Origin of the sequence: Lactiplantibacillus sp. DA1 (assembly GCF_032681335.1) — a bacterium.
GTDB lineage: Bacteria > Bacillota > Bacilli > Lactobacillales > Lactobacillaceae > Lactiplantibacillus.
On record NZ_JAWHTQ010000003.1, the window covers coordinates 344,019 to 356,431 of the forward strand.

General features: G+C 42.2%; 12 protein-coding genes. 4 read left to right on the top strand and 8 right to left on the bottom strand.

All coding sequences use genetic code 11. The features are described 5' to 3' along the window. Positions 1-13: 13 nt before the first annotated feature. From ychF to RXV91_RS06730, 7 genes are all read right to left on the bottom strand, one after another. Positions 14-1,114, bottom strand: a complete 1,101-nt coding sequence (gene ychF, locus RXV91_RS06700) for a redox-regulated ATPase YchF (RefSeq protein ID WP_316439232.1) — start codon at positions 1,112-1,114, stop codon at positions 14-16. Between the two features lie 29 nt (positions 1,115-1,143). Continuing rightward, entirely contained in the window at positions 1,144-1,335 is a 192-nt protein-coding gene (locus RXV91_RS06705; protein ID WP_003639829.1) for a DUF951 domain-containing protein, read from the bottom strand. 24 nt (positions 1,336-1,359) lie between these two features. Continuing rightward, positions 1,360-2,250 (bottom strand): ParB/RepB/Spo0J family partition protein, encoded by an 891-nt coding sequence (locus tag RXV91_RS06710; RefSeq protein WP_316439233.1) that lies wholly within the window; start codon positions 2,248-2,250, stop codon positions 1,360-1,362. Next, a complete protein-coding gene (locus RXV91_RS06715) occupies positions 2,240-3,007 on the bottom strand; it encodes an AAA family ATPase (protein ID WP_316439234.1) in 768 nt (255 codons plus the stop codon). The genes RXV91_RS06710 and RXV91_RS06715 overlap by 11 nt, the downstream gene beginning before the upstream one ends. 2 nt (positions 3,008-3,009) lie before the next feature. Continuing rightward, complete coding sequence (gene noc, locus RXV91_RS06720) at positions 3,010-3,861, bottom strand: nucleoid occlusion protein (protein WP_316439235.1); 852 nt, start codon at positions 3,859-3,861, stop codon at positions 3,010-3,012. Between the two features lie 17 nt (positions 3,862-3,878). Then, positions 3,879-4,613 carry a 16S rRNA (guanine(527)-N(7))-methyltransferase RsmG gene (gene rsmG, locus RXV91_RS06725; protein ID WP_316439236.1) on the bottom strand — a complete coding sequence of 245 codons (735 nt, stop codon included), beginning with the start codon at positions 4,611-4,613 and terminating at the stop codon, positions 3,879-3,881. A gap of 339 nt (positions 4,614-4,952) precedes the next feature. Then, positions 4,953-6,236, bottom strand: coding sequence for a nucleoside transporter C-terminal domain-containing protein (locus RXV91_RS06730; protein WP_316439237.1), 1,284 nt, complete (start codon positions 6,234-6,236; stop codon positions 4,953-4,955). A gap of 729 nt (positions 6,237-6,965) precedes the next feature. Here RXV91_RS06730 and RXV91_RS06735 point away from each other — a divergent pair. Continuing rightward, positions 6,966-7,799, top strand: coding sequence for an alpha/beta hydrolase (locus tag RXV91_RS06735; RefSeq protein ID WP_316439238.1), 834 nt, complete (start codon positions 6,966-6,968; stop codon positions 7,797-7,799). Positions 7,800-8,260: 461 nt separating this feature from the next. Here RXV91_RS06735 and RXV91_RS06740 read toward each other — a convergent pair whose 3' ends face one another. Beyond that, a complete protein-coding gene (locus tag RXV91_RS06740) occupies positions 8,261-9,157 on the bottom strand; it encodes a LysR family transcriptional regulator (protein WP_316439239.1) in 897 nt (298 codons plus the stop codon). Positions 9,158-9,295: 138 nt separating this feature from the next. Here RXV91_RS06740 and RXV91_RS06745 point away from each other — a divergent pair, with 138 nt between their 5' ends. The 3 genes from RXV91_RS06745 (at position 9,296) to RXV91_RS06755 (ending at position 12,402) form a co-directional block, all read left to right on the top strand. After that, entirely contained in the window at positions 9,296-10,522 is a 1,227-nt protein-coding gene (locus RXV91_RS06745) for a PLP-dependent aminotransferase family protein (protein WP_316439240.1), read from the top strand. A gap of 302 nt (positions 10,523-10,824) precedes the next feature. Next, positions 10,825-11,628, top strand: a complete 804-nt coding sequence (locus tag RXV91_RS06750; RefSeq protein WP_316439241.1) for a transporter substrate-binding domain-containing protein — start codon at positions 10,825-10,827, stop codon at positions 11,626-11,628. Positions 11,629-11,694: 66 nt separating this feature from the next. Beyond that, entirely contained in the window at positions 11,695-12,402 is a 708-nt protein-coding gene (locus RXV91_RS06755; protein ID WP_021731096.1) for an amino acid ABC transporter permease, read from the top strand. Positions 12,403-12,413 lie beyond the last annotated feature (11 nt).

Consider the following 12,413-nt stretch of genomic DNA (forward strand, 5'->3'; position numbering starts at 1 on the left):
TTCTCCTTTCGCCCTAAACGTTGAAGCGGAATTCAACAATGTCACCATCTTGCATGACATAGTCTTTACCTTCCAAACGGAGCTTACCATTTTCTTTAACTTTAGCTTCTGAACCAGCCTCGTCTAATGCATCATAAGACATGACTTCAGCCCGAATAAATCCACGTTCAAAATCAGAGTGAATAATGCCAGCAGCTTGAGGCGCCTTAGTACCACGTCTAAACGTCCATGCCCGAGTTTCCTTGCCACCAGCCGTGAAGAACGTTTCTAGGCCTAAGAGCTTGTAAGAAGCCCGAATCAGCTTATTCAAACCGGGCTCATCAACGCCTTCAGCCGCCAAGAAGTCCGCTTTATCGGCATCATCCAACTCCGCAATTTCTTCTTCAGTTTCAGCAGCGACCCCAATAGCTTGAGCGCCTTCCTGTTGAGCATAGTCCGCAACGACTTGAAAGTACTTCGAGTTTTCTGGATCAGCCATGTCATCTTCAGCAATGTTGGCCACATATAGCACTGGCTTAGACGTTAACAAGAACAGCCCCTTCACGATTTGCTGGTCATCCTCACTGAATTCCAGTGAACGCACTGGTTTACCGGCTTCAAGTGCTGGCTTGATTTTTTCTAAGACAGCTAATTCAGCTTTAGCTTCCTTATCACTACCCTTGGCAGCTCGTTGTACTTTGGCCAAGCGCTTGTCAACAGCTTCTAAGTCAGCCAAACTCAACTCTAAATTAATCGTCTCAATATCATCTTGAGGGTCCACTTTTCCCGTCACATGAGTAATATTATCATCATCAAAGGCCCGGACTACGTGCACAATGGCATCAACTTGACGGATATTTTCAAGGAACTTGTTACCAAGTCCTTCCCCCTTACTAGCACCCTTGACAATCCCAGCAATATCTGTGAATTCAAAAGTCGTTGGCACGACCTTCTTTGCGGGAATAAGTTCTTGGATCCGGTCTAGTCGTTTATCGGGAACTTCAACCATTCCCACGTTTGGATCAATCGTCGCAAATGGATAATTGGCCATTTCGGCGCCGGCCTTCGTAATCGCGTTAAATAATGTGGATTTACCAACATTTGGTAACCCAACGATACCTGCTGTAAGTGCCATATCGGTTATTCACTCTTCCTTTTTAATAATTAAGCTTGATCGGCTTTGCTTTCTAATACTTTTTTGAGCTTTTTGTTGAATTCGCGACGCGGCATCATGACCACGTGACCACATCCCGTACATTTAATCTTAATGTCAGCGCCCATTCGGGTAATTTCCCAACGATTAACACCACACGGATGTGCTTTTTTCATCTCGACAATATCACCTAAATCATACATGCGCAACGCCCCTTTATAAATTAATTAATTTAAATCAATGCTGAGAATTTCTAAAATCCGCGTCAAATCTTCATTTGATAAGTACGGGATCTCAATTTTCCCTTGATCGGCCTTATTCGTCTTAGCTTGAATTGAAACCGCTGTTCCAAATTTTTCTTGTAATTGTTCCTCACTTGCACGAATATAGGGCGACTTCTTAGCCACAACTTTTTTAGTAGGTTGTTTCGTTTCACCGTTGTAACGTGCCACAATTTGTTCCAACTGACGAACCGTCAAGTTATCCTTAACGACCCGCTTTGCCAAGGGAGCCAGTTTGGACTTATCCTTCAAAGACAATAATGTCCGAGCCTGCCCCATTGAAAGCTGACCTTTTTGAATATATTGCTTCACACCATCTGGCAAGCCCAACAGACGTAAATAGTTCGCAATGTATGGCCGACTCTTACCCAGCCGCTTTGAAACTTCCGCTTGTGTTAGCTTCAGTTTCTTCATCAGCGAATCATAAGCTTCCGCTTCTTCTAACGGCGTCAAATCTTCTCGCTGTAAATTTTCGAGAACGGCCACTTCCATCATCTGTTCTTCAGTGACATCCCGAACAATCGCTGGAATCGTTGTTTGATGGGCTAGCTTAGACGCCCGAAAACGGCGCTCGCCAGCAATAATTTCATATTTATTCAGCTCAGTATCGGGCTGTCGCACAATGATTGGTTGGAAGACCCCCGACTTTTCGATCGAACTGGCAAGTTCCTTAAGTGCAGTCTGGTCAAATGTCCGCCGTGGTTGGTATGGATTGGCATGAATATCTTGAAGATTGAGATCAACCACAGTTTCTTCACTAACTGGTTCGTTAACATCAGCAAACAGGGCACCAATACCGCGTCCCAGCGCCTTATTATCTTTATCTTTACTTGCCATGAGCGGCCAACACTTCCTTTGCTAGAGCTAAGTATACTTGTGCACCCTTTGAACGAGCATCGTAATCCACGATTGATAGGCCATGACTAGGTGCCTCAGATAACCGCACATTGCGGGGAATAATTGTCTTGTAGACTGCATCCTTGAAATATTTACGCACTTCTTCGTTAACTTGTGCACCAAGATTCGTGCGGGCATCATACATAGTCAAAAGCACGCCCTCAATTCGCAATTGTTTATTAAAATGTTTTTGGACAAGCTTAATCGTATTTAATAACTGGCTTAATCCTTCCAACGCGTAATACTCACTTTGGACTGGAATCAAAATCGAATCACAAGCTGTAAACGCATTAATCGTCAACAGACCTAGCGAAGGCGGACAGTCAATCAAAATATAATCATAATCATTCTTGACATCATCGATTGCATCACGCAACCGTGTTTCACGCGCCATCATCGGCGTCAATTCAATTTCCGCGCCAGAAAGTTGAATCGTAGCGGGAACGATATCTAAACCTTTATGACTCGTTGGAATAATGGTTTCTTTAATGGGAACGTCATTGATTAAAACGTCATAAATTTCACGCTCAATGGTCGACTTTTGAACCCCTAAACCACTGGTTGCATTCCCTTGCGCATCCGTATCAATTAATAAAACTTTTTGGCCTAATTCGACCAGACTAGCCCCGAGATTAATACTCGTGGTCGTCTTGCCAACGCCACCTTTTTGGTTAGCAAGTGCAATTACGGTTCCCATAATTATTGATCACCCCTTGGTTGATTTTTTGGAATCTCAATCGTAATCCGATAGCCATCATCCGTATTTTCTTCGTGAGTCTTTACGGGTAACCCGGCATCGGTTACCATCTTAATTGATTTTTTAATTGTATTAACAGCAATGCGCGTATCACCGGTCAATCCCCGTGCACGTTTGCGTTTAGGTTTCGGTGGCATTTGGGTCTTCGCAACCAACTGCTCCGTTTCTTTAACTGTCAATTGTTCAGCAAGAACCTGTTTTAAGATTGCTTCCTGCTCGTCAACAGCCAAATTGAGTAGCGCCCGACCATGCCGTTCACTAATCTGGCGTTGGAGTAGCGCCGTTTGAACTGGCTGAGCTAACTTCAGTAATCGCAACTTATTCGCTACTAACGACTGACTTTTTCCCAACTCCTTAGCTAATGCCGATTGCGTTAGCTGGTTGAGCTCCATCAATTCTTGATAAGCGCGAGCCTCTTCAATCGCCGTTAAATCTTGTCGCTGTAAATTCTCAATCAACGCCATCGAAGCCGTCTCACCATCATCCATCTTTTGAATAATCGCGGGTACATCCGCCCAGTGCAGTGAGGAGATGGCCCGAAAACGCCGTTCACCAGCAATAATTTCGTATTTCTGTGGTTCATATTCCCGTAAAACGATTGGCTGCAACAGACCATGCTCTGCGATGGTGGCCGCTAGTTCAGCAATACCAGCCTCGTCAAAGACTTGTCGGGGTTGAAACCGATTGGGAATAATGGCAGTGACCGGAATGCGAATAATTTGTTGATTCGTTGATGCTGCAGCCGTCTCGGCTTTATGCTTATCACGATTGGAACCAAATAATGAAAATGCCATTGAAATTACCTCCCACCTTACATTGGTGCCGTTAATGGCTGTTTGGCCGGAGTTCCCGGCTTACGTGGATAACGCTTCGGTGACGGCTTCTTCTTATCAATAACAATAATATGACGTGGATCATCGGTCACTGGCAGTGTAAAGGCTTCATCCTGAACGATTTTGCCGCCTAATTGCTGAACAGCGTATGTTCCTTCAGCAGTTTCGGTGCGCGCATTAGCAGCCTTTAAAGCAATCATTTGACCACCGATTTTAGCTAACGGTAGACATAGCTCACTTAAGACTGACAACCGTGCCACTGCGCGAGCCGTCACAACATCGTAACTTTCACGATGCACCGACTTTTTGCCAGCAAAAGTTTCAGCCCGATCATGGAATGTTTGGACACCATCTAACCCTAAGTTTTGTACTAAATCATTTAAAAAGTTGATTCGCTTATTCAATGAATCAACAATGGTTACTTGTAATTGTGGAAACGCAATTTTCAACGGAATCGATGGGAAACCAGCACCAGCACCAACATCACAAATCGTGAGCGATTGATCACGTAACGCAGGAACATAAAACGCCGGCGTTAGCGAATCGTAAAAGTGCTTGAGATAAACTTCTGGTTCGGCCGTAATCGTTGTCAGATTAAATTGCTGATTAGTCGTGACCAACAACTGAAAGTACGTCGCAAACTGTGCCAATTGCTTGGTCGTCAGCGCAATTCCGTGTTGGGCCAACGCTTGTTTAAATTCTTCTGGATTCATTAGTAATAGCTCTCCTTAAAAGGGTCACATTCGTCCTCTTTTTGTGAAACAACTCAATGTTTCACGTCACCTCATAACTTTAACGTAAATAGCACTTAAAATCAATGCTCAGCCCCAATGATTAAATCGTAATAATCCTTGAAAAGTCTACCTTTCCGGCTATTATTGCCCGCTAGTCAGTTATCAATTTTTCTGATTACAACTATGTGTCAATTTTGAACTGAATACGTAAAAAGATTTCTTCTGCTTATGCTTTAAATCGATTATATTTGGACATAAAAAAGAGGCCAGCCGAATAGCTGACACTCTCATAGTTAATTCAAGATTGCATTATATCGTCTACCAAACAAATAAGCCAACCACACCGGCTGATAGTAAGGAAACTAGGATACCAGATAATAGCATGTAACCAACATTTCGAGAAATCAAATCGTTCTTTTCACGATCAACAATTCCCTTGAAGGCCCCGATAATCATCCCAATCGTTGAGAAGTTAGCAAAGGATGTTAAGAAGACCGTCAAGACTGCCCGAAAATGTGGTGCAAAATCGTTAACTTTGCTAGAAACTTCACCCATGACAACGAATTCGTTCGTTACTAACTTCGTCCCCATGTATGAAGCCATTTGGAAAGCATCCCCAGGATTAAAGCCAAGTAGCCATGCAAATGGGAACATGACAACCCCAAAGATGTTTTCAAGTGATAAATTGCTATTGATTAAACCTAACAACTTATCAATTAATTTGGCTAACGCTACGAAAGCAATAACGTTAGCAGCAATAATCAAAATCAAGCGACCAGCGCCTAAGATTGAATCACCCAAGAAAGAGAAGAATGGTTCGCGAGCTGGTTTAGCTTCCTTAACTTGTTCATTAGCTAATTCTTCAGAACCGCTCGTTTCAGTGGTGGCAGTAGTTTCTTCAACAGCCGCACTACCTGAGATTTTCGCAATGGTATCTTCTTCCGGCTTAACTTCGACCGGATTCAAGATTGCAGCAATAATAGCTGCGTTTAAGACGTTCATTGGCACCGCCGTCAAAATGAATTGACCAGGCATCATCTTAATGTAAGCCCCTAAGATCGATGCCGTCACACAACTCATTGACATCATCGCAATCGTCAAGTTTCGTTGTGCCTTCATCTGCTTCAATTGTAACTGCGAAACAGCAAGAGCTTCCGTGTTGCCTAAGAACATCATTTCAACAACGAAGAATGATTCGAACTTTGGTTGACCAGTAATATAAGCTAACCCACGGCCCACCCATTTGATAATCCATGGTAATACGCCAATATAGGTTAAAATATCGAATAATGGCACAATCAACAAGATTGGTAATAATGAACTAGTGACGAAGTCCATCGACTTAACGTTAACCCAACTAGCTAACGCAAAGGCGATCCCATCGTATGACACATTGACGAGCCAAGTGAAGCCATCTGCCGCTGCTTTAACCGCGTCGACACCGACTTGTGAACCCGTTAAGAACCATGCCAATAAGACTTCTAGTACTAACATGACACCAACTGAACGCCAGTTAATGGCGTGCTTTTGCTTGGAGAATAAGTAGGCAATGGCAATAAAAACCACAATCCCAATAATATTAACTACCAAGTTAAAGACCATGTGAATAATCCCTCTTCCCTATGAATGTAAGAAATATGACAAAACTACTTCTATTAATTTACCATTTAATACGCACTTGCGGTAGCACTTTTTAAAGAAAAGCTTAAGTTCTTAATTAGGCCGTACCAATTTGGTCATCGGCTCCGTCCAGACAGCAAGTGCGACTGCTATAAGTTTAATATCGTCGGTCAATTTGATACTAAACTTCAGTGGCTTTGCCAATTACAGTTCTAACATTAGCACCCGTTGAGATTAATCATCAACTTATTGTAACTAGAATCAATTCATTAACTTTACAGACTAAGTTACCTTTAACGTTATCTATAACCTTTGTGATATAAAAAAAGGGGCCCAACTAGTCTGTCGATGCACCCAATTCAACTGAAAATTCAGTTATTAAGAACCCAGCAACTGCTGAGTGCCCCTGCCAAGGAATTCTATTATACCGCGTTTAGTCTGTTTGCGAACTAATTAGTTGACCTGACCATTAAATGGGACTAAACTACGGACAATTAATGAAAGGGGGTGATGCTTTTTGAGTACCATATCTAATCTTAAAGCATCAGTCTCTGCCCTATCCGGAGCACGTGACTGATACCTTTAAGGAGTCCCAGCCAAATATACTTGGCTGGGACTTTTGCTGTCTAAAGACTGTCAACAGTTGCAAGTTGTCCACGACTAGCTTACATTAAAAGTGCAGTTTATTTGAAGATATGGAGTAACTGGAATATGAAAGCAACGACAAAACAAGTATTGACGGGTGCTGCCTGGCTAGCGATTCTGTTAGCAATGATCGGTGGTACCATGCTTTGGCAACAACAGATTCGTAAAGCTAAACCGCTCACCATGATGACAGTGACCTCGACTGAACGTATTCCAATGGTGCTCTTGTTAGACAATCGTTTAACTCACCAGCAGAAGCAGCAGTTAACCACCAGCATTCAGCATAATAGTGCAGCGCAAACCATGGTGTCTGCCACAATCACACCAACTGGGAGCGTGACCTTCAAGGGCCAGCTTCTCAATAGTGACAATCGACCATACTTACAAGTTCAGTTACCAACCGATTCGAGTTCTGACCGCCAAGTTCAGTTGTTAGAGCGATGCCTATCACGCGCCCAACAACATTTTAAGTTTCAACGATTTAACCTCGTGAGTTATGGCAATACCGGTCTTACAGCCACTAACTATGTCGAACATACGCCGACAACCCTAGTACCACAACATCTTGTGCTGATAGCCACTCCGTTTAATGGCACCAGTTATCAAAAAAATCATCGTCATAAAACGACGCCCATTGCGGCTAAGTCGCAAACGAATACCCTTACTAAACTGATAGCGCACCGAAAGTCCATCAATTCCAAGTTACAGGTACTGATTATCGCTGACAAAACAGTCAAAGCTAAGCAGCTCTTACCACTTCAAAGTGCCTTGGCCGGCCAATCTATTTTCAAGCCAGTGGTAAAAGTCTACAAGCAAAAGATTTTACGCTCATGGCGAACCAGATCTGGCCTACTAGACAATCGGCAAATCGGTAATGTGATTCAAACATTTATAAACTAGCAACAGTGATCTAACTTGACTAGCCATCATTATTACTCAGCCTAACCTAACTAATCAACAGCGATGTCAAAACAACCAACAAACGCTAACATAGCGCTGTGCTGATAATGCAAGCTACCATAAGTAGGCTAAAAGCAAGTCTAATATGGTCAAGTCACGCTATTCCCCAGACGAATTGCTAGAAGCTTCGGCAACACGAACTAGATATCGTTTTTAAATTTACCCCATCAAATAGATAGACTAAAACTAACTACAAATAAACCAAACATCACCTTGCCGAGAATTTCAATTGCTAAGAGTAACCACCATAAAATCGTTAACAAGACCTTACCTGTAATTGACAGTTATGCCACCCTTTTCATATGCTGATTATTATTCAATTGCAATCCAATATATCGTCATACACTTGATGTTGCCGCCTGCCAAGCCAACGATGTCTGCCTAATTACAACTTAAATCCTCTATTGCCACAACATCTGATCCGGATATTCTTTCGTCAGAAATTGCTTAATAGCTCGGATCATCATTGCCGTCGACGGTGCGGTCGCTTGAGTCTTATTCGCTACTAAGGCAATCTCACGATTATAGGGTTCTGCAAAAGAAAATGTATTAACATCACCCGTTAACTTGCGCAATGCCAATTGCGGTAAAATTCCCATTCCTAAGCCCGACTCTACCATTGAAATAATGGACTGGTCATCAATTGAGAATCGCAAAAAATTATTGGTCACGTGGTAATGATCCAGGGCTAACTTAGTATCCCGATCATAATCACTTTGTTGAAGAATGAAGTTCTTATCTGCAACATCGTCAGTTGTGATAAATTCCCCATTTTCAGGAATGAAGTCAGCTGGGGTCACACAATAGATTGGGTCATTAACTAAGGAATGTACGAGTAAGTTCTCATTAACCGGCATTGACGTAAACCCAATATCAATCGTCCCAATTTTTGCCCAGTTAGTTATTTCATTGAAGTCACCTTGCATGACTGAAATCTTAATATCTGGATATTGATGATTAAATTCGCGAATAATCCGTGGCAACCAGTTAATGCAGACACTACTAAAACCACCAATTCTTACCGATCCGGAGTGCAATCCTTGAATATTATCAGCAATTTGGCGCAAATTACTCTCCGTATTCAGAATCTCTTGAACATAGGGTAATACTTGCCGACCATCACTAGTAAGTTCAACGCCTGAACGGTTACGAATGAACAATGGAAAACCTAATTCTTTCTCTAACTGATTGATTGAATGACTCACTGCACTGGGCGTAACATTAAGTGTGGCAGCTGCTTGGTAGAAGGTGTGTTGCGCAACGACCGTTGAAAAAACTTCATACGCAAAGTTTGCCATAGCTATTTACCTCTCTTGGATGAATTATTTTCATTTATTATTGAAAAAGTTGAGTTTTACTAATCACGAGCTTTATTCTATCATATTGATAATCAAATAAAACAGTTTAAGTACAAAAAACTAGTGGGGGAAATTATTATGAAAAAATTATTTGCAAATTGCGTATTAAACAACGATACTTCCGACCTTGATGAAATTTTCAAAAATAGTGCCAATCCGAAAAACATTTCCTTCGCTGGTGGTTTTCCAGATCAGCACCTATTTCCCGATGACGACTTAAAACAGGCTTATCGCGACGCTATTGAACATGACGGTCAGGGTATCTTTCAATATTCATCAACTCAGGGACTCCCAGCGCTACGCCAAAAAATTGCTGATCGCATGGCGACCCATGCGGATGTTCAAGTTAGTGCTGATAACATTATGATGACGCAAGGTGGGCAACAAGCTATCGACCTCGTGGCTAAACTAATATTAAATCACGGTGATGCTATGGTTGTTGAAGGCCCGACTTACATGGGCGCCTTAGCTGCCTTTGACACTTACGAACCAACTTATTACGAAATTCCAGTCGATGATCATGGCATGGATATTCGTCAGCTTCACAAAACCTTAAAGGCTCATCCTGAAATTAAATTAATCTATACGGTTCCTGATTTTCATAATCCAACTGGCACCACTATGAGTGCCAAGCGACGTCAGGCTCTCGTTACCCTTGCCAATCAGTATGACGTTATTATTTTAGAGGACAGTCCTTACCGGGATCTTCGTTATAGTGGTCATACCATCCCAGCTATTAAACATTACGATACCGAGGGACGCGTTATCTTTATTTCAAGTTTCTCAAAGATTCTTTCCCCGGCTTTACGTACTGGTTGGATTGTTGCTGATAACAACATTATGCACGAATTAATTGGCCTTAAATCCGCAATTGATGTGCAGTCACCCAATGTAACGCTTGCTGCCATTAACAGCTACCTTGATAGTCATGACATCAACGACCATGTGGCAACAATTAGTGCTTCATACCGGATTAAACGTGATGCAATGTTAACAGCACTCGATCAATACTTTCCACAAAATGTGCACTACACTCGGCCTAATGGCGGCTTCTTCATCTGGGTAACCTTGCCAGAAGGTGTTGATGCTAAAGCTTTGCTTAACGATGTTGTTCTACCACAAGCACATGTAGCCTATGTTCCGGCTGCTTGTCAATTTGCCAGTCGCAAAGTCAAAAATGGCTTCCGGTTGAATTTTACTAACTTAGATGTTGATACTATTAATCTGGGTATTAAGCGCCTTGGCCACATCTTACAACCAGCATCAGTTACCATTCCGACTACATCATTGGTAACCCAATTCTAAATCGACCCACTCATAATGTGGCTAATGGCATCATTTGCAATTAGTCACATTTTTGGTTACCACCGAAACTTCGTGTATCTATAATAATTTCAATCAGTATTCTTTCTAACCATTAATCTGTCAGATTTCGCTGTTTGAAAAAGAGTTTGACAGTCCCCTTCCAATTCGCTACACTAACGCTATACTAGCTGATTATGACATAAGCATTGGTCCGTTTGCGACACTCAATGCTTATTTTTTGTTAACAGATTCATTTTCGGATAAACTAGGACTGTTGTGAAAAATTTCTAGGAGTGTGAATCATGAAGTCATGGGTTAAAAAATTAGGCGTTGCAGTTCTCGGGTTAGGTTTAGCGATTACATTAACCGCCTGTGGTAGTAACACTAGTAACAGTTCTAAGTCTAACGACCTCGGATTGCAAAAATCGGGAACGTTAACAATTGGCTTGGAAGGGACTTTCCAACCTTACAGCTACCGTAAAGACGGCAAGTTAACTGGTTTTGAAGTTGACCTTGGAAAAGCAGTCGCTAAGAAGATGGGGTTAAAGGCCAAGTTTGTGCCAACGAAGTTTGATTCATTGGTTGCCGGATTAGATACAAACAAATTCGACGTTGTAATGAATAACATGTCTGAAACGGCGGCACGAAAAAAGAAGTATCTCTTCTCAACCCCCTATATTTATTCTAAATCACAATTAGCCGTTAAAAAGAATTCATCGATAAGTAAGATTACTGACATTAAAGGTAAGAAAGTCGCTGAAACGACGACTAGTAACAACGCCACTGATGCTAAACGTTTGGGTGCAACCATCACCCCCACTGACAGTTTCCAACAGTCAATTGACCTAGTCTCACAAGGGCGCGTAGCTGGAACCATTAACTCGCGGGAATCCTTCTATGCTTACTTTAAACAAAATCCGAAGGCTAACATTAAGTTAATTGACTCTGGTGACCATATTGCAGCACAAAAGATTGGCGCCATCGTTACTAAGCAACATCCAAAGATGCAAAAACAAATTTCTAAAGCCATTCAAGAATTACGTAAAGATGGCACGTTAAAGAGATTGTCCAACAAGTATTTTGGTGGTAACGTTACTGATAAGTAAGGTACCGCTCCCCGCTGTCAAGGCGGGATACATAGCACCAAATTCTAAGCGTTACAGGAGGCTCCCATGGATTCAATCTGGCACATTATTGTCACATCAACGCCGCAAATTGCCGCGGCGGGCTTAAAGTACACCATCCCTATTGCCATCATTTCATTTATTCTCGGTTTGATTCTAGCTATTTTCACGGCGCTTGTTAAGATTTCGACCCGCCGTGGCTGGTTTTTAATTCTGAAAGCCATCGCCAACTTCTACGTGTGGCTATTCCGGAGTACCCCATTACTAGTACAACTTTTCATTGTCTACTTCGGACTGCCTTACCTTAAAATCAAAGGAATTTTTCCCAACGGTGTCCAATTAGATCCATGGACAGCTGGGATTGCGACTTTCTCGCTAAACACCGGAGCTTATTGTGCCGAAACGATTCGGGCAGCAATTCTTTCGATTCCTCAAGGTCAGTGGGAAGCCGCTTACTCTATCGGGATGACTAAATCACAAGTACTTAAACGCATTATTCTACCGCAAGCAGCCCGAGTGTCCTTACCACCACTTGCTAATAGTTTCATTAGTTTAGTTAAAGATACATCGTTGGCCGCTTCAATCACAATTATTGAAATGTTTGAAGTTAGTCAGCAAATTGCAGCACAAAATTATCAGCCACTCGTCATGTATTCTTTAGTCGCTGCGCTGTACGCAATCCTATGTACACTGCTTAGCTGGTTACAAAGCTATTTAGAGAAGCGTACATCCCGTTACTTGCGACCACTTAATTAGGAGGTTGTCGA

Coding starts and splice junctions, on each gene's coding strand:
- RXV91_RS06745 (WP_316439240.1), top strand. CDS start 9,296: ATGAAAAAATTATTTGCAAATTGCGTATTAAACAACGATACTTCCGAC.
- RXV91_RS06705 (WP_003639829.1), bottom strand. CDS start 1,335: ATGTATGATTTAGGTGATATTGTCGAGATGAAAAAAGCACATCCGTGT.
- RXV91_RS06750 (WP_316439241.1), top strand. CDS start 10,825: ATGAAGTCATGGGTTAAAAAATTAGGCGTTGCAGTTCTCGGGTTAGGT.
- ychF (WP_316439232.1), bottom strand. CDS start 1,114: ATGGCACTTACAGCAGGTATCGTTGGGTTACCAAATGTTGGTAAATCC.
- RXV91_RS06710 (WP_316439233.1), bottom strand. CDS start 2,250: ATGGCAAGTAAAGATAAAGATAATAAGGCGCTGGGACGCGGTATTGGT.
- RXV91_RS06730 (WP_316439237.1), bottom strand. CDS start 6,236: ATGGTCTTTAACTTGGTAGTTAATATTATTGGGATTGTGGTTTTTATT.
- RXV91_RS06740 (WP_316439239.1), bottom strand. CDS start 9,157: ATGGCAAACTTTGCGTATGAAGTTTTTTCAACGGTCGTTGCGCAACAC.
- RXV91_RS06755 (WP_021731096.1), top strand. CDS start 11,695: ATGGATTCAATCTGGCACATTATTGTCACATCAACGCCGCAAATTGCC.
- RXV91_RS06715 (WP_316439234.1), bottom strand. CDS start 3,007: ATGGGAACCGTAATTGCACTTGCTAACCAAAAAGGTGGCGTTGGCAAG.
- RXV91_RS06735 (WP_316439238.1), top strand. CDS start 6,966: ATGAAAGCAACGACAAAACAAGTATTGACGGGTGCTGCCTGGCTAGCG.
- noc (WP_316439235.1), bottom strand. CDS start 3,861: ATGGCATTTTCATTATTTGGTTCCAATCGTGATAAGCATAAAGCCGAG.
- rsmG (WP_316439236.1), bottom strand. CDS start 4,613: ATGAATCCAGAAGAATTTAAACAAGCGTTGGCCCAACACGGAATTGCG.